Raw genomic sequence first — 16,292 nt, 5'->3', positions numbered from 1 at the left:
CCGGACCCGGTGCGAGCCAGGACCTTCGGCCGCTCGGTTACTCGGTGATGACGATGTCCATGGGAATGTCATGCGGTTGCGGATAGATGGTGGGCAGTCTGCCATGCGCGTAGCCGACGCCGATCGTGAGGGGCTTCTTCGCCATCGCCGCCAGCGTCCGGTCGAAGAAGCCGCCGCCATATCCGAGCCGATAGTGCTCCTGGTCGAAGCCGACGAGCGGCGCGATCACGGCAGAGGGCTGCACGGCGGGCCCGCGGGAGGGCACGAGGATGTTCCACACTCCGCGTTCCAGCGGATCGCCGGGGGACCAGATCCGGTACTCGAGCGGCCAGCCCTTCTGCACGACGACGGGCAGCGCGATACGGCCGCCGCGCTCGAGGAGCCTAATGCTCCAGTTGCGCAGGTCCGGCTCGCCGCGGAACGGCCAATAGGCTCCGACGATGCGGCCGCTGACGTTCCCGAGCGCTCGGTCGAGCATGACGGCGATGCGGTTCGACCGCGCCTCGCGCTCGTCCGCAGAGAGCGCGAGGCGCTCGGCGATCAGCCGTTTGCGTTCGGCCTTCCTCCACCTGAGGACATCAGTCCAGCAGTCCTGACGGACGGTCTCGATGCTGTAGTCAGGCGACAGTTCGTGCATGAAGCACGGCGGTGACGCGTACCCGACGTCTTCTCGTTCGTCTTGCATGGTTCAAGTCCAGCTTGTGCTGGACCAAAGCTGCCCGTCACAAAGGAAGAAGGCAAACGGAATTAAATGCTGTATGACTGCAAAATTATTGCATATTGGCGGTAATCATGGACATCGACCGCGCGCGCACCTTTCTGGAAATCGTCCACACGGGAAGCTTCTTGAAGGCGGCGGACCGGCTTCACGTCACCCAGACGACGGTAAGCGCCCGCATCCGCACCCTGGAGGAGGAACTCGGCCGCAGGCTGTTTGATCGCAACCGCAGCGGGGCCACCCTGACGGCCGCGGGCAGGGAATTCGAGCGCTTTGCCCAATCCTTCGTCCAGGTATGGGAGCGGGCGCGCCAGCAGCTCAAGATACCGCCGGGGCGAACCAGCGTGATCGCCCTCGGCGGCGAACTCAGCCTGTGGAATCCGATGCTGCTCGACTGGCTCGTCTGGATGAAGAGGAAGCAGCCGGAGGTCGCGATACGCGCGCATGTCGGCGTTCCCGATCAACTGATCGAGCAACTGAGGACGGGCGTCCTGGACGTAGCGGTGCTCTACGCGCCGAAGCTTCTGCCAGGCTTCAGGGTGGAACTCGTCGAGGAGGAGCAACTCGTTCTCGTAAGGGCCCGTGGCATCGATGGCGAGGAGGGCAGTCCCGACTACGTCCACGTCGATTGGGGTCCGCAGTTCGCGGCGCAGGACGGTTTCGGCCAGGCCGCTTTCGGGGAGCCTGGCCTGCTTGTCGGCCTCGGCCCGCTGGGACTGGGATATATACTGCGCGCCGGCGGCATGGGCTATTTCCGCAAGGGAGCGGTGACCCCGCACCTGGAAACGGGCCAGTTGGAACTCGTCGAGGGCGCGCCGCAGTTCACCTATCCGGCCTATGCCGTCTATCCGGAGTTCGCGGAGGCCCGGAGCGACGTGCAGGAAGCCCTACGCGGCCTCAAGGAAGTGGCGGCCTGATCCTGCAGTCTAAGACCGATCGGAAACGGAGGGCCGGGCCTGCAGCAGGGTGTCGATGACGAGTTCCCGGCCGGCGCGGCTGATTCCGATGCCCTCAGGCCGCGCTGCTGCCAGTCCGAGGCGGATCAATCGGGCGCCCGTCTCGTCGGCGAGGTCCGGATACGGTCCGCGGTTCAGGCGCTTCAACGCGGTCTTCTCGTCCTGGCTGAGTTCGTCCCATGCGACCTTCGTTGCGGTTGCGGCGCCCTCCGGCACAATTACTGCCGCGCGACGTGAGTGGCGCGAAGCGCGGCTGCGCCTCAAGGCACGTCGTCCATTGCGGCGGTCCCGCCTTCGCCTTCGAGAATGGAGAGGCGGCGCACGTCGGTCCGGCTGAACTTGAGCCGAACGCCTACGCCGCCTCCATTCTCGGCTATGAAGTAAGCGCCTGCCGCCTCGAGCGCGCGCTGGAGCTTGGCGTTCTCGGCGACATCGGGGTTGCCCAGCTTGCGTTCGAACGCTTCGATGACTGAGGTGTCCACGCCGGAGCTTCGGGCGAGGGTTTCCCGCGTCCATTCCACCAGCGCACGGGCTGCGCGGCACTGCGATCCGGTCAGCATGGTCGATTTGCCCTCATGGGAGGTCATAGGTCGAGCAGTGGTGCAGTTCGGCGGCGTGGAAGGCGAACGCCTCGATGTCGCCATGCCGTCCCTCGAATCTTCCAAGCATTTCCGCCTTGAGGAAGAACCAGGGCCCCGGCAATCCGTTTCCGCTCGACCTTATCGCTACCGCCGAAACGAAGGGACGGCCGGCGTGCGCGTCTTCTTCCATCAGTTCTTCGAGCATGCGCCACAGCAGCTTGCTGTCCCTCCCGAGTCCGGGGAGCTTGCTTGCTATCCTTTCGTAGGTGAGCGGTATCCCTTTGCGGGCCTGCTCAGCGAGCATCCGGCGCAGGCGCAATTTCAGGCCGTCGGAGGTATCCCTGCCGCCGGATCGCTCCGTTTCTGGAACTGCAATGCTCGTGTCATCGCTACCAAACTGCTCAATCATCAAATCCGCCTCACGCATTGGCGACGCCGGATGGATTCCTACTGATCGACGCAGCGGACGAATGGCGGCGTCAACCCAAATCTCTTCCAGCCGGGTAGCGGAGTCCAACGAATATAGTCGGAGGCTAGAAGCAGAAATTTTGCATGATGCATTGGAATGCAGTGGCCCGTGGGAGGTTGTCGCGGCCGGCCTGAACAGACGAGCCATTCAGGCTCGTCAATCATCGACACCATCAGATGCTGCCGGAAAATCCGTGTAGCTCGGTATGATGGCGATGTCCGAGGAGAGCGTGGAATCTCGCCGCTCGTGGTCCAGGGGGTCGGCGACGGTCCCCACGCCGGCAAGCGTTCGGTGTGGTGATCTGGGTGAAGACCCTGGCGCCCTCCCCCTTCAGGGCGGCCGTGATCTCTTAAAGGAGCGGCAGGCTTTCAGCGCTGGGTCCGGCCAGACCCGCCGCGCGGCCGAGCGAAGTGCGGTGAACGCGCAGCGGGTCCAACTGATGTGAACCAAGGGAGTTTTCGCATGACCACGCATTCACGATGCGCAAGCCGCGGGACGGCTCTATACAGCCCATGCCACCGCGTTTAACGGTCGCGAAGGGCGAGTGACCACGGATGACGCCGCGCTCGATCTCGTGCTCGTGCGACCCAAGGAAATGGGTGGGCCGGGCGGTCAGGGCACCAATCCCGAGCAGCTTTTTGCCTGCGGCTACTCCGCCTGTTTCGGAGCCACTCTCCAGGCCCTCTCGCGCGCGCGCAAATTGCCCCTGGCTCAAAACGAAGTGGTTGCCCATATCGGCTTGGTTCGGCGCGACGAAGGCCGATTTGTCCTCTCGGCCGATCTCGAAGTCACGCTGGCGGGTTTGTCTCAGGAAGATGCCGAGTCTCTGGTGCAGGCTGCGCATGAAACCTGCCCCTACTCGATTTCGATCAAGGCCACCGTTGACGTGGGAATTTCCCTGAAGGTCGTCGAGGCCTGAACCTGTAGCGGCTACCTGACAAACAGGGGGTCGCCCCAGGCCAAACAGATCCAACGGCGAATTCATTCGAGATCGACGTTGGATCCAGATTTTTCACTCCGTGCCGGCACGAACGGCAAGCGCGGCCGGCGCACAGGGATGACCGCAAGGTCCTTGACCAAAGTTCTGGTGTCCGGCAGGGCGCTGCGCGCCCTGCCGGACACGCCCTACAGGGAAGGAACCGCCGGGTCCGACACACCTATGGGTGCGGGAGATCGAACTCCGAAGTAACCTCCAGCCCACGGTCCTGGCGCGCTTCGACACCTTCGGGCGGGCGGTGTGCGGTAAGCACTCTGTCGCGCTCGCGGATCAGTTCGGCTATTTCGCCCTCGTAGCCGGTGAAGATCGCCGTCAGCCAGCGATTCACGAGATAGGACGGCCGCGGCATCTGCACGTCGAAGCGCGGCAAGAGCGCGATCGTGCCTTCCGCATCCAGCCAGTCGTCGCCAACGACCCACTGGTTCACAGTGAAGAGCCGCAGCATACGTCCATAGGAATCGACGCCTACGGCCGCCAGATGATGGATCGGTCCATTCATCCCTTGCGGACGTAGGAAGCAGTGAAAGTGGCCATGCTCGAGGGCACCTTCCGCTGCCGGGTGGCAATGATAGAACCACTGCGCGCCGCTCGCCGGATCGAACACGTCGCCGGGCGGATAGTGCTCCCAAGCTGTGATTTCGCTCGTCTCCCGAAAAATCTCGCTGAGCATGTTGAGTCCGCCCTTGGCGAGCAGGCTTTGGCAGAAGGCGATTTCTGCCAGTGCGCGGCCTCTCGCGTCTTCCACCATCGTTACTCCTATCCTTCCGGCAGAGGCTTTGGCGGCGGCGGAGGCGCAAGCTTGGGCTTTGCCGGCGGGGGAGGCGGCGCCAGCTTGGCCGGCGCGGCAGCAGGGGGTGGTGGTGGCGCCAGCTTGGCTGGAGCGGCGGCACAGGGCGCACCGGCGGCGCAAGGTGCGGCGGCAGGCGGCGGAGGCGCCGCCAGCTTGGCTGGAGCGGCGGCACAAGGCGCACCGGCGGCGCAAGGTGCGGCGGCAGCGCAAGGCGCGGCGGCGGTGGGCGTTGCGGCCGCGCAGGGAGCACTGCCGGCCGAGGCCGGCGCGGCAGCCTGTGTCGACGCGGGTGGGACGGGATGATTATAGTGGTCGACTGCCACTGCGGCCGTTGCCGCTGCGAGGGCGGCACCGAAGAGGAGCGAATTCCTGGCCGTCATTTCTTCGCGAACCCGTCGAGGCCGAAAAAGGGGCGCGCCCAGATTCCGACGAAGGAGCCGGCGAAGGCGGCGGCGAACCACAGCCAGCCGTGCAGGCTGCCAGAAGCAATGCCGGAAAATAGTGCGCCGATGTTGCAGCCGAAGGAAAGCCGCGCGCCGTAGCCCATCAGCAGGCCGCCGACCACCGCCGCCAGGAAGGAGCCGAGCGGGATCTTCGCCCTCGGCGCGAACTTGCCTGCGAGGCTCGCAGCGAGTGCCGCGCCCAGGATGATGCCGAAGTTCATGACCGAGGTCACGTCGGCGAGCACACTGGAGTTCAACGCTTTCTGCGGGCCGGGCCAGTTCCAGAAGGCCCAGCTCTCGACCGGGACCCCGACGACCTGCGCCGCCTTCGCGCCCCACAGGCCGAAGCCGAACGTGACCGACCATGGATGGCCGGCGAGCAGCAGCGTGGCGATATTTAGCAGGGCCATCAGCAGCCCGGCTCCGACCAGCGGCCATGGTCCATTGAGCAGCCAGGTCCAGCCCGGACGGGACGGCGCCGGTTCGCGCTCGACGTCGCCATGCGTGCGACGCTCGATCAGCGCCGTCACCAGCGCGACCAGGCCGAGCGCGGCGAGCGTGGCGAAAATGGCCGTACCGGTGCCGAACTGCCGGCCCATGTCGATGGTCCCGTAGGAAGCCAACTCCAGCCACCAGGGAAGGTGAGCCGTGCCGACGACCGCGCCGACGATGAAGAAGGCGAGCGTCACCAGCATGCGGGAGGAGCCGCCGCCGACCGTGAACAGGGTACCTGAGCCACAGCCGCCGCCGAGTTGCATACCTAGTCCGAACATGGCCGCGCCGATCAGCACGGAGACACCGACCGGCGCCAGTGCGCCGACCAGCGGCTGCCCGCCGAGGCTGCCGGCAGACAAAAGCGGGATCATCGCCATCGCGGCAACCCCAATCATCAGCATCTGGGCACGGATGCCACGCCCGCGACGCTCCACCACCATGCGGCGCCAGCCGCCAGTGAAGCCGAATGAGCCGTGGTAGAGCGCGGCCCCCAGCAGGCCGCCGACGGCGAACAGCGCGGCCTGCCGCAGGTCGACGAAGTGGGCGATCGCAAGGCAGCCGACCAGCAGGGCGCCGCCCGCGACGAGAGCCGGCGCGCGGTCGATCACTGCCGGCGGCAGGTATTTGGGAGGGGAAACGGTGATGTCGGACATTTGCGATTTCGGCCGCTCATGCGGCATGCTTCAAAATAAGAGATGTCCGGAAAGCTCCGGACGTCCACCTGCCTCTTTCCGAGCCCGCCTCCGGCGGAGCCCGCCGGGTGCCGTCAGCTGCCCGACTTGTTCTCGACCGGACGCGCCGGATCGGCCGTCCATTCGGCCATCGAGCCGTCATACATGCTGGTGTTCTTGTTCCCCAGCACCTCGGAGAGCCCAAACCAGGCGACCGAGGCCCAATGGCCAGTATTGCAGAAGGTGATGTTCTTCTCGTCCGCGCCGAGGCCCACCGCCTCGGTCAGCGCCTTGACCGTCTCGGGCCGGGCGAAGAGCGCATATTCGGCGCTGTAGAGCTTGGAGTGCTCGATGTTGATCGCGCCGGGGATGGTGCCGTTGGCGCGGACGACCGGGCTCTTCGACTTGCCTTCATACTGCTCGGCCGGGCGCCCGTCGACGAGCTTCACGCCTTGCTTCAGCGCGGCCTCCACTTGCTCGGTTGTCGCCAGCAGATCGTCGCGCGGCTCGGCTGAGAATTTTGCCGGCTCCGGCTTCGCCGGCTCGGCCGAGCGGGCCCCTCCGGCGGCATCATACTGGCGCCAGCCGCCATCGAGGATCGAGACCTCGTCATGGTCGAGATATTTGAAGGTCCAATAGACACGGGTGGCGCCTCCGAACTCCGTCGAATCCGTGCCCCAGGGCACGATGACAACATGGTCGTCATCGTCGATGCCGAGATCGCCGATCAGTTTGGTGATCTGGTCGAGCGGCGGTAGCATGCCGGGTATGCCGTTCACTTCGGTGCGCCAGCCGGCGGTAGCATAAGGGGCGACGACGGCATCCTGGATATATGGCTTGTCGCCGAGGTCGGTCTCAGCGACATTGTCGCGGATGTCGAGAACAACGACGTTTTCCTTGCCGGCATTCGCCTTCAACCATTCCGCATCGACGAGCGGACGGATTTCGTCGGCGAATGCGGGAACAGCGAGTAACGACAGCGTAAACGCCAACAAAGCGATGCGCATTGAAGAGACTCCCAAGGTTTGATTGTCACGGCTTCGGCCCTAGGCCATTTCGGGGGATCATACTCTTCGACCCACGCAGAGTCACAGAACCGACTGGCGAGGGATCAGATCATCCTAGAATGATTTTTCTGTTCACTTGGGTCTGCAGGAATGACATTGCTCGTGCATCAGCGTCGGGGATCAGCCATCGCTGGCGCGTATCTCCGGGGGAGGACCTGCGCAGCAGGCCTTGAGTTTTCGAAAAGCCGGAACGCGCCTGACTGCGTCGAATGTTGCAAGCGGGCGTGCCTCAATCGAACCCACTCCCCCCGGTGGGGACATTGCGATGATCCGCCAGCGCGCGCCTGGGAAGCCTTAACGCGGCATGCCGGCCTGCCGCGGCAGTCCATCACGCTTTCCGAAGGGCGGGGCGGCATCGGGCTGAAGAACCCGCGGCCGGGGACCAACTCGCAAGAATCGTCAGGCGCGCCCCCCTGCGTGGCTTCTTCACCGATCGCACCCTGCTCGCAATCCGAAAGGTATGGGTAAGGTTTGGAGGAGCCGACGGACCGGCCGCCGACAGAGATTCCCGGAATCATCCGGTTGGTGGCGCAATCCATTGTGAATGGTGCCCAGGGGCGGAATCGAACCACCGACACGCGGATTTTCAATCCGCTGCTCTACCAACTGAGCTACCTGGGCCCCTTCGAAGACCGGCTTCAACACCGGCCCACGACGCCGGTCCGAACCGGCGAAAGCGCGGGCGTTATAGCATGCGATTGCGCCCTGTCCAGCGTCTGCGAATGCGAAAACTCATGACGCTGGGGATTCCTGGAGTTCAGATGGATCTCGGACCAGATGGGGCAATTGGCATTGCCACGATTGCTTCGGGGCAACAGCCCTGCCGGGGCTAAGTAACGCCGCCGCCCATTTTTCTCTCCGGGTCACCAATCGGTGCGCGGAACGGCGACGAAGGGGCGGGTCGCTGCGCTCACCGTGGCTCCTGGTCATCCTCGCCTTGGTCTTCCTCTTCCGTCGCCGGGATGGAATAGGCACCTGAGAGCCAGCGGTTGAGGTCGATCTCCTTGCAGCGGACCGAGCAGAAGGGATAGGTCTCGCGGCTGGATGGCTGGCCGCATTCCGGGCAGGGGCGCTTCGGCCTCAGCGGTTCTACCGTTCCGGACTTGCGTTCGCTCACGGGATTCGTCCCGAGCCCCAGTTCGCCTGGACCTTGTAGCCGTCGCCATCGAGCAGCCCCAAGGTCTCATAGAGGGGCAGTCCGACGACGTTCGTATAGGAGCCGACGAGCTTCACCACGAAGCTGCCCGCCAGCCCCTGGACGGCATAGGCGCCGGCCTTGCCGTGCCATTCCCCCGAGGAAAGATAGGCTTCCAGTTCCTCGCGCGAAAGCCGCTTGAAGCGCACCCGCGTCTCGACGAGGCGCAGGCGCACCTTGTCCCCAGGGGTAATCAAACACACGCCCGAATAGACCCGGTGCGTGCGTCCGGAGAGCAGCCTCAGGCAGTCGGCTGCCTCGTCGGATAGTTCCGCCTTGGGCAGGATGCGCCGCCCCACCGCCACCACCGTATCGGCGGCCAGGATGAAGGCGCCGTCGAAGCCCGGTTCAGCCGACAGTGCATTTCTCGCCTTCTCCGCCTTCTCGCGCGCCAGCCGCTTGGCCAGCGAACGTGGATGCTCGGCCCGCAGCGGCGTTTCATCGACATCGGCGGGAAAGATCCGGTCCGGCTCGATGCCGGCCTGTTGCAGGAGCTCGATCCGGCGCGGCGAGCCCGAGGCAAGCACGAGTTTCTGGAGGGCGCTCATGAGGGAAAGCCTGCCGCGGCAGGGTCGGTCACTTGAACCGATAGGTGATGCGGCCCTTCGTAAGGTCGTAGGGCGTCATCTCGACAAGAACCTTGTCGCCCGTGAGCACGCGGATGCGGTTCTTGCGCATGCGGCCGGCGGTGTGGGCGATGATCTCGTGCTCGTTCTCGAGCTTCACCCGGAACATCGCGTTCGGGAGCAGTTCGGTCACCACACCTGGAAATTCGAGGACTTCTTCCTTCGGCATTCGTTACCTTTGCTGGACAGGGCTCCACCCGGGCCCGAAATCGCGCGGAACCTATATGATCGCGCCTGCTTTGTGAACACGCATACGGCTTATTTGACCGCGACTCAAACGGCGAATCGGCCCGCTATCCGCGCCTTGAGCCTGTCGCGGACGTCGCGATACGCGTCCAGGATCTGCTCGCGCGATCCCGTCGCCCCGGTAGGGTCGGGCGTGGGCCAGTATTCCACCTCGACCTGAAGCGTTCGAGTCAGTTCCAGTGCGGCATGGTGCGCCTCCGGCGCCAAGGTGACAATCAGGTCGAAATAATCGTCCTCGAGGTCGGTAATCGTCTTTGCCGCATGCACGGGCGGCGTCAGACGATCCTCAGCCAGCACCGCATCGACAAAGGGATCTCGCTCGCCCCTGCGCACTCCAGCCGAGGCGATGTAGATCCGCTGCGGCAGCATGCTGCGGGCCAGCGCCTCGGCAATCGGCGATCGCACCACATTCATGCGGCACATGAACAGGATGGATCGGGGCAGGGCGCTCAAATCCCGCGTCAGCCTCGCCAGTGAAGCACACAGATCAGCGTGAACAGCCGCCGCGAGGTGTCGAAGTCGATCTCGATCTTGCCGGCAAGCCTGTCCTTGAGCGTCTGCGAGCCCTCGTTGTGAAGCCCCCTTCGCCCCATGTCGATCGCTTCGATCTTGCTGGGCGTGGAGGAGCGGATCGCCTCGTAATAGCTCTCGCAGATCATGAAGTAGTCCTTCACGATCCGACGGAAGGGCGTGAGCGAAAGTATGTGAGTGATGACTTCGCGGCCGTCCTCCCGGGACACCGCGAGGACAAGGCGGGAATCGACCAGCGACAGTTTCAGCCTGTAGGGTCCGGAAGCGGCGTCGTCGGCGGGCTGAAAACTGTTCTCCTCGAGAAGGTCGAAGATAGCGACCGCCCGCTCATGCTCGATGTCTGGAGTCGAGCGGCCGATCGACTCATCGAGTTCGATGTCGACAAGCCGGGCCTTGCTCGGGTCGCGTGCCTTCATCCCGGCAAGCCGTTGAGCCGGATCGAGACCGATCGGGCATGCGCGTCCAGCCCCTCGGCTTGCGCCAGCCGGATCGCCGCCGGCGCGAGCGCACGCAGTTGCTCCGGCCCGAGCTTCAGGATGGAACTGCGCTTCATGAAGTCGAGCACCGAAAGGCCAGACGAGAACCGCGCCGAGCGGGCGGTCGGCAGCACGTGGTTGGTACCGCCGACATAATCGCCGATCACTTCCGGCGTGTAGCGGCCGAGGAACACGGAGCCCGCGTTGTTCAGCTTTTGCAGGAAGGCCTCGGCTCCGTCGAAGGCCAGTTCGACATGTTCGGCGGCGATGCGGTTGGCGAGCGGGACGGCCTCGTCGAGGGAACTCACCAAGATGATCGCGCCGAAGTCGCGCCAACTCGCGGCCGCAGTTTCGGCGCGCGGCAGCATGGCCAACTGGCGCTCCACCGCCGCGCTCACCGCCTGTCCGAATGCTGCATCGTCGGTGATGAGGATCGATTGCGCGGCGCTGTCATGCTCCGCCTGCGCCAGCAGATCGGCGGCGATCCAGTCCGGGTCGTTCGCGGCGTCCGCGATAACCAGCACCTCGGAGGGGCCGGCGATCATATCTATCCCGACGGTCCCGAACACCTCGCGCTTGGCGGCCGCCACATAGGCGTTGCCCGGCCCGACGATCTTGGCGACAGGGCGGATCGATTCGGTGCCGTAGGCGAGTGCCGCGACTGCCTGGGCCCCGCCGATGCGATAGATCTCGTCCACCCCGGCGATATCGGCAGCGACTAGCACCAGCGGATTGATCGTGCCCCCGGAGGGCGGCACGACCATGACAAGCCGCGGGACGCCGGCGACGCTTGCCGGGACGGCGTTCATCAGCACTGAACTGGGGTAGGCCGCCGTGCCGCCTGGAACGTACAGTCCCACCGACTCGATCGGCGTCCAGCGAGTGCCGAGTTCGACCCCAATCGGATCGGCGTAGCGATCATCCGCCGGCCGCTGTCTCGAGTGATGCGCCAGGATGCGGTCGCGGGCGAATTTCAGCGCCTCAACGGTTGTCGGGTCTGCCTCCACATAGGCATGCTCGATCTCCGCACGGGTGACGGCCAGGCAGGATTGCGTGAGATCGGCGCGGTCGAACCTCAGAGTATAATCGAGGAGCGCCGCATCGCCGCGCTCGCGCACGGCGGTGATGATCTCGCGCACGGCGGCCTCGACGTCGGGGGAGGCCTCGCGCTTCGTCGTCAGGAAACGGGAAAATCGGTCCTCGAAATCGGCATCCGATGCGTGCAGGGTGATCGCCAAGATGGCTCCTCAGATAGGGTGTTTCGGCCGGGAGGCTGCTTCCCACGCGCCGCCGAGGTCGGCAAGCCTCGCCTCGATGCATTCCACCGTGAGGCGGATCGTGGCGCCTCCGGCAAAGTCGAGCTCGAGTTCCCCGCCGGGCAGATCGGCGGCATAGAAGCGGACGGCCAGCAGTTCCAAGACCTCTTCGGGCTTGTCCTTCGCCAATCCCGCCGATTTCGCGGAGACGACCCGCTCGAAGTGCAGGACGCTGTTCCGCCGCTGTGGCGTGGGCTTGAAGAACCCCTTCTGCGTCTCCCAGGCGAAGCGGTTCATCGGGACGACGAACCGTCGTTCATGGGGCATGAACCTGAGGTCGCCCGTCCTGATGATCGCATCCTGGACGTGGGCCGACACGATGTTCAGATCCTGTTCGTCGAGGGCGACAAGTTTGAGCAGGTCCATGTCGGCGTCGCAATCGGAGGGCTTTCGGCTTAACTATGCGCTCTCGCAAAGACGCGCAACTGCGGAGCGGGTTGCAGCCGCTGCGCGCAGTTGCTTAACGCGTTTTTCGAGGCGGGGTTGCTGCGCGAGAGGAACACCCGCAGCTCAGTTAACTGCCCCAAAAACGCTCGCGCCCTGGTCTGCACGGCCGACCATCGCTCGGAAGCCAGCGAACAGTTCGCGACCGAGACCGAATTCATTCACAGAAAGGTCTGTCTTGCCAGGCTCGCGGGTTTCCAGTTCCGCCGCAGGCACCAGCACGTCGAGCTTTCCGGATGCCGCATCCAGCCGGAGGACATCCCCGTCCTGGATCTTGCCGATCATACCACCGTCGAGCGCCTCCGGCGTGACGTGGATTGCGGCCGGCACTTTGCCCGATGCGCCCGACATGCGGCCATCCGTGACCAGCGCGACATGCCGGCCGCGGTCCTGGAGAACGCCGAGAACGGTAGTGAGCTTGTGCAATTCGGGCATGCCGTTGGCCTTCGGTCCCTGGAAGCGCACCACCGCGATGAAGTCGCGGTCGAGCAGACCCGCCTTGAAGGCGTCGTTCAGTCCCTGCTGGTTGTCGAAGACGACAGCCGGTGCCTCGATCACATGCCGTTCAGGCTTCACCGCCGACGTCTTGATGATCGCCTGGCCCAGATTGCCACGAAGCACCTGGAGGCCGCCGGTCGGCTGGAACGCCTTGGAATGGGGCACCAGCACCTTCTCGTCGCCGCTCGCTTCCGGGGCGGGCTCGCGCACCACCTTGCCGTCGGCGCCGAGCTTGGCCTGCACCGTATAGGCGCGTAGGCCCTCTCCCCACACGGTCTGCACGTCTTCGTGCAGCAGGCCAGCGTCGAGCAGTTCGCGGATCAGGAAGCCGAGGCCGCCGGCGGCCTCGAAATGGTTCACGTCCGCCAGGCCGTTCGGATAGACGCGCGCCAGCAGCGGCACCGCGTCTGACAGATCGGAGATGTCCTGCCAGGTCAGCGAGATGCCCGCTGCCGCAGCCATCGCGATCAGATGGATGGTGTGGTTGGTCGAACCGCCGGTGGCATGCAGCCCGACCACCCCGTTGACGATCGAGCGCTCGTCGATCATGCGCCCGACGGGCGTGTATTCGTTGCTGAGCGCGGTGATCGCCAAAGCCCGCTTCGCGGCTTCCCTGGTCAGGGCGTCGCGCAGGAGCGTGCCGGGATTGACGAAGGACGTGCCGGGAATGTGCAGGCCCATGATCTCCATCAGCATCTGGTTGGAGTTCGCGGTGCCGTAGAAGGTGCAGGTGCCCGGTCCGTGGTAGGATTTCGATTCCGCTTCGAGCAGTTCGGCGCGGCTGACCTTTCCTTCGGCAAAGAGCTGCCGGACGCGCGCTTTCTCATCGTTAGGCAGGCCCGAGGTCATCGGTCCCGCCGGGATGAAGACGGCGGGCAGGTGGCCGAAGGTGAGCGCCGCGATCGCCAGGCCTGGGACGATCTTGTCGCAAATGCCGAGATAGACCGCGGCATCGAACATGTTGTGTGAGAGCCCGACGGCCGTCGCCATCGCTATGATGTCGCGCGAGAACAGCGAAAGCTCCATGCCGGGCTGGCCCTGCGTGACGCCGTCGCACATGGCAGGCACGCCGCCCGCGACCTGCGCCACGCCACCCGCCTCCTTCGCGGCCTGCTTGATCAGGGCAGGGAAGCTCTCGAACGGCTGATGCGCCGAAAGCATGTCGTTGTAGGAAGTGATGATGCCGAGGTTCGGCATGACTTCTCCACTTAGCGCCGCTTTGTCGCCAGGCGCGCAGGCGGCAAAGCCGTGAGCGAGATTGCCGCAGGAGAGCGTGGACCGGTGGGGCGAACGCGATGCTGCCTCGTCGACCCGCTGCAGATAGGCTTCCCGGCTAGCGCGCGAGCGCTCGCGGATTCGCTCTGTGACGGACTCGATCTCTCTCCTGACGGCCATTGCAAACCTTCCTCTATGGTGCGGGTCTTCCGTGGGAGGACGGTGACCTGCGGAATTCAGGGAGCCCAGAAAACCTCGACAGGTTTTCGCGCGTGCTCGAAGACCGCGCGGATCGGCAGATCCTTGCCGCGCAGCACCGAGGCCAGCACCTGACGCTTGGCTTCGCCCTCGATGTGGAGCGCGACGAACGGCGCGCCGATAATCGCCGGCATGGTCAGCGTCAGCCGCGGCTCGCCGGCGCTTGTCGCGTGAACAGGGGCGACAACCGCCTCGTTTGTAGGCGAAAGCAGGGCCGGCAACTGATCGGCATCGGGGAAGAACGAAGCTGTATGGCCGTCCCCACCCATGCCGAGCACGACGGCGTCGATGGGCAACCCAAGTTTGCGCAACACGCCATCCGCTTCGGCTGCCGCCGTTTCAATGGTCATGCCTTCGCGGAAAAGTCCGGTGAAACCGGCAGCCGCCGCCTTTCCCTGCAGGAGGTTCTCGCGCGCAAGCCGTGCGTTCGACCGCGGTGAGTCCTCCGGCACGAACCGTTCGTCGACCAGCGTGACCGTCACGCGAGGCCAGTCGATATGCGCATCCGACAGGGTGCGGAAGAACAGGGCCGGCGTCGTTCCGCCGGACACGGCAAGCAGGGCCTTGCCGCGCCGTTCGATCGCGGCGGTCAGGACATACGCCACCTTCTGCGAAAGCTCCTCGGCGAGCGCTTCCCGCGTCGGCAGTTCGTGAAGATCAACCGTGACAGCGGCCATGGCCGACGCTTCAGCTTTCATGCCAGGTGCGGCCGTCACGCTCGATCAAGGCGATCGAGGCGGAAGGGCCCCAGGTGCCGGCTGTGTAGCTCTGAACCTCCTGATTGTTCTCGGTCCAGGCGTTCTGGATAGGATCAATCCAATTCCAGGCAGCCTCGACCTCGTCCCGACGCATGAACAGCGTCTGGTTGCCGCGCACGACATCCATGATCAGCCGCTCATAGGCGTCGGGATTGCGCCCGGTGAAGGCCTCGGCGAAGCTGACGTCGAGCGAGATCGGCCGCAGCCGCATGCCGCCGGGGCCGGGATCCTTGATCATGATGAACTGCTTCACGCCCTCGTTCGGCTGGAGCCGGATGACGAGCTGATTCGCGCTGACGTTACCCGCCGACTCGCCGAAGATGTTGTGTGGGATCGGCTTGAACTCGATCACGATCTCGGAAACCCGTGAGGCCAGCCTTTTGCCGGTGCGCAGGTAGAACGGCACGCCTGCCCAGCGCCAGTTGCCGATCTCGGCCTTGATGGCGACGAAGGTCTCGGTCCGGCTGCTGGCGTTGCCAAGCTCGTCCAGGTAGCCCTTCACCGCGCCGGTGGCCGAAGCGCCAGCCTTGTATTGCCCGCGCACGGTATGCTTCGGCGCCTCCTGGCCGTTGATGCGCTTCAGCGAGCGCAAGACCTTCAGCTTCTCGTCCCGGACGGCATCGGCATCCATCGAGGACGGCGGCTCCATGGCGACGAGGCAGAGGAGCTGCAGCATGTGGTTCTGCACCATGTCGCGCAGCGCGCCGGCCTTGTCGTAGTAGGTGATGCGGTCTTCCAGGCCCACCGTCTCGGCGACGGTGATCTGCACGTGGTCGATGTGCGCGGAGTTCCAGAGTGGCTCGTAGAGCGCGTTGGCGAAGCGCAGCGCTGCCAGATTCTGGACCGTCTCTTTGCCGAGATAGTGGTCGATGCGGAAGATCTGATGCTCGCCGAAAGCCGAGCCGATCGTATCGTTGAGCTGGCGCGCCGAGGCCAGGTCGCGGCCGATCGGCTTCTCCACGATGATGCGGGATTGTTCCGTGATCAGTCCGTTGTCGCGAAGCTTTTGCGCGATCTCGCCGAACAAGGCGGGCGCCACGGCAAGGTAGAAGGCACGGACGGCGTCGCTGTCGCCGAGCACCTTCTTCAGCCGGGAGAAGCCTTCGCCTGAGGAGGCATCGATCGAGATGTAGGAGAGCCGGTCGAGGAACCTGTTAAGTTCGCCCTCTTCGATGTCCGATTCCGCCACATGTGCCCGGATCGCCTTGCTGGCGAATTCACGGAAATCCGTGTCCGTGAGCTTGCTGCGCGATGCGCCGATGATTCGGGTGGGCTCGGAGAACTGGTGATCGCGCTGCCTGTGATAGAGTGCGGGCAGAAGCTTGCGCTCTGAGAGGTCGCCGGTCCCGCCGAAAATGACGAAATCAAACGGCTCGACGGGGATGATCTGACTTGTCATGGAAGGGAGCCTCGTCCGCAATGGCGCTGCCGCAGCACCAGAATTTCAATCGATTTAGCCAAGCGCCTGCCGAATGTCAAACAACGGCACGTGATCTTGCGATACGCGGAATATGGCGCGGCTTCTTTCGAATTCAGCGTGCA

At 64.8% G+C, this 16,292-nt stretch carries 20 protein-coding genes and 1 tRNA gene; 3 read left to right on the top strand and 18 right to left on the bottom strand.

Annotation, left to right across the window (positions count from 1 at the left end; translation table 11 throughout):
* Positions 1-37: 37 nt before the first annotated feature.
* A complete protein-coding gene (locus HUI96_RS07545; protein ID WP_188254026.1) occupies positions 38-685 on the bottom strand; it encodes a 5-formyltetrahydrofolate cyclo-ligase in 648 nt (215 codons plus the stop codon).
* A 107-nt stretch (positions 686-792) separates the two neighbouring features.
* Between HUI96_RS07545 and HUI96_RS07540 the strand changes: the two genes are divergently transcribed.
* Positions 793-1,635 (top strand): LysR family transcriptional regulator, encoded by an 843-nt coding sequence (locus HUI96_RS07540; protein WP_188254025.1) that lies wholly within the window; start codon positions 793-795, stop codon positions 1,633-1,635.
* A 9-nt stretch (positions 1,636-1,644) separates the two neighbouring features.
* Here HUI96_RS07540 and HUI96_RS07535 read toward each other — a convergent pair whose 3' ends face one another.
* Genes HUI96_RS07535 through HUI96_RS07525 form a run of 3 tightly spaced genes read right to left on the bottom strand, consistent with a single transcriptional unit; the run spans position 1,645 to position 2,682 of the window.
* A complete protein-coding gene (locus HUI96_RS07535) occupies positions 1,645-1,890 on the bottom strand; it encodes a hypothetical protein (protein WP_188254024.1) in 246 nt (81 codons plus the stop codon).
* Positions 1,891-1,934: 44 nt separating this feature from the next.
* Positions 1,935-2,234: a helix-turn-helix domain-containing protein gene (locus tag HUI96_RS07530; RefSeq protein WP_188254023.1), complete on the bottom strand. Its 300-nt coding sequence runs from the start codon at positions 2,232-2,234 to the stop codon at positions 1,935-1,937.
* 13 nt (positions 2,235-2,247) lie between these two features.
* Positions 2,248-2,682 (bottom strand): hypothetical protein, encoded by a 435-nt coding sequence (locus tag HUI96_RS07525; protein WP_188254022.1) that lies wholly within the window; start codon positions 2,680-2,682, stop codon positions 2,248-2,250.
* 514 nt (positions 2,683-3,196) lie between these two features.
* Here HUI96_RS07525 and HUI96_RS07520 point away from each other — a divergent pair.
* On the top strand, positions 3,197-3,643 hold the full coding sequence (locus tag HUI96_RS07520) for an Ohr family peroxiredoxin (RefSeq protein ID WP_188254177.1): 447 nt from the start codon (positions 3,197-3,199) through the stop codon (positions 3,641-3,643).
* A gap of 238 nt (positions 3,644-3,881) precedes the next feature.
* Here HUI96_RS07520 and HUI96_RS07515 read toward each other — a convergent pair whose 3' ends face one another.
* Entirely contained in the window at positions 3,882-4,469 is a 588-nt protein-coding gene (locus tag HUI96_RS07515; RefSeq protein ID WP_188254021.1) for a DUF6969 family protein, read from the bottom strand.
* Between the two features lie 123 nt (positions 4,470-4,592).
* Here HUI96_RS07515 and HUI96_RS07510 point away from each other — a divergent pair, with 123 nt between their 5' ends.
* Complete coding sequence (locus HUI96_RS07510) at positions 4,593-4,814, top strand: hypothetical protein (protein ID WP_188254020.1); 222 nt, start codon at positions 4,593-4,595, stop codon at positions 4,812-4,814.
* Positions 4,815-4,887: 73 nt separating this feature from the next.
* On the opposite strand, the gene HUI96_RS07505 is transcribed toward HUI96_RS07510, so the two are convergent.
* From HUI96_RS07505 to zwf, 13 genes are all read right to left on the bottom strand, one after another.
* A complete protein-coding gene (locus HUI96_RS07505) occupies positions 4,888-6,102 on the bottom strand; it encodes a YeeE/YedE family protein (protein ID WP_188254019.1) in 1,215 nt (404 codons plus the stop codon).
* A 113-nt stretch (positions 6,103-6,215) separates the two neighbouring features.
* On the bottom strand, positions 6,216-7,127 hold the full coding sequence (locus tag HUI96_RS07500; protein ID WP_188254018.1) for a sulfurtransferase: 912 nt from the start codon (positions 7,125-7,127) through the stop codon (positions 6,216-6,218).
* Between the two features lie 605 nt (positions 7,128-7,732).
* Positions 7,733-7,808, bottom strand: a tRNA-Phe gene (locus tag HUI96_RS07495).
* Between the two features lie 289 nt (positions 7,809-8,097).
* Positions 8,098-8,304, bottom strand: coding sequence for a DNA gyrase inhibitor YacG (gene yacG / locus HUI96_RS07490; protein ID WP_188254017.1), 207 nt, complete (start codon positions 8,302-8,304; stop codon positions 8,098-8,100).
* Positions 8,301-8,930, bottom strand: a complete 630-nt coding sequence (locus HUI96_RS07485; protein WP_188254016.1) for a Maf-like protein — start codon at positions 8,928-8,930, stop codon at positions 8,301-8,303. The genes yacG and HUI96_RS07485 overlap by 4 nt, the downstream gene beginning before the upstream one ends.
* A 28-nt stretch (positions 8,931-8,958) precedes the next feature.
* Positions 8,959-9,177: a translation initiation factor IF-1 gene (gene infA, locus HUI96_RS07480; protein WP_006200926.1), complete on the bottom strand. Its 219-nt coding sequence runs from the start codon at positions 9,175-9,177 to the stop codon at positions 8,959-8,961.
* Positions 9,178-9,281: 104 nt separating this feature from the next.
* Complete coding sequence (locus tag HUI96_RS07475; protein WP_188254176.1) at positions 9,282-9,677, bottom strand: low molecular weight phosphatase family protein; 396 nt, start codon at positions 9,675-9,677, stop codon at positions 9,282-9,284.
* A gap of 38 nt (positions 9,678-9,715) precedes the next feature.
* Positions 9,716-10,201: a UPF0262 family protein gene (locus HUI96_RS07470; RefSeq protein WP_188254015.1), complete on the bottom strand. Its 486-nt coding sequence runs from the start codon at positions 10,199-10,201 to the stop codon at positions 9,716-9,718.
* On the bottom strand, positions 10,198-11,499 hold the full coding sequence (gene hisD, locus HUI96_RS07465) for a histidinol dehydrogenase (RefSeq protein WP_188254014.1): 1,302 nt from the start codon (positions 11,497-11,499) through the stop codon (positions 10,198-10,200). Before hisD ends, HUI96_RS07470 begins: the two co-directional genes overlap by 4 nt.
* A gap of 9 nt (positions 11,500-11,508) precedes the next feature.
* Entirely contained in the window at positions 11,509-11,943 is a 435-nt protein-coding gene (locus tag HUI96_RS07460; protein ID WP_188254013.1) for a DUF2948 family protein, read from the bottom strand.
* A 144-nt stretch (positions 11,944-12,087) separates the two neighbouring features.
* Positions 12,088-13,914 carry a phosphogluconate dehydratase gene (gene edd, locus HUI96_RS07455; protein ID WP_188254012.1) on the bottom strand — a complete coding sequence of 609 codons (1,827 nt, stop codon included), beginning with the start codon at positions 13,912-13,914 and terminating at the stop codon, positions 12,088-12,090.
* Between the two features lie 56 nt (positions 13,915-13,970).
* Complete coding sequence (gene pgl / locus HUI96_RS07450) at positions 13,971-14,690, bottom strand: 6-phosphogluconolactonase (RefSeq protein WP_237684003.1); 720 nt, start codon at positions 14,688-14,690, stop codon at positions 13,971-13,973.
* On the bottom strand, positions 14,680-16,149 hold the full coding sequence (gene zwf / locus HUI96_RS07445; protein ID WP_188254010.1) for a glucose-6-phosphate dehydrogenase: 1,470 nt from the start codon (positions 16,147-16,149) through the stop codon (positions 14,680-14,682). The genes pgl and zwf overlap by 11 nt, the downstream gene beginning before the upstream one ends.
* Between the last annotated feature and the right edge of the window lie 143 nt (positions 16,150-16,292).

Origin of the sequence: Pseudaminobacter soli (ex Zhang et al. 2022) (assembly GCF_014595955.1) — a bacterium.
Lineage (GTDB): Bacteria > Pseudomonadota > Alphaproteobacteria > Rhizobiales > Rhizobiaceae > Kumtagia > Kumtagia pseudosoli.
The sequence above is the reverse complement of the archived record's forward strand: the minus strand, read 5'-3'. Positions and strand labels throughout refer to the sequence as shown.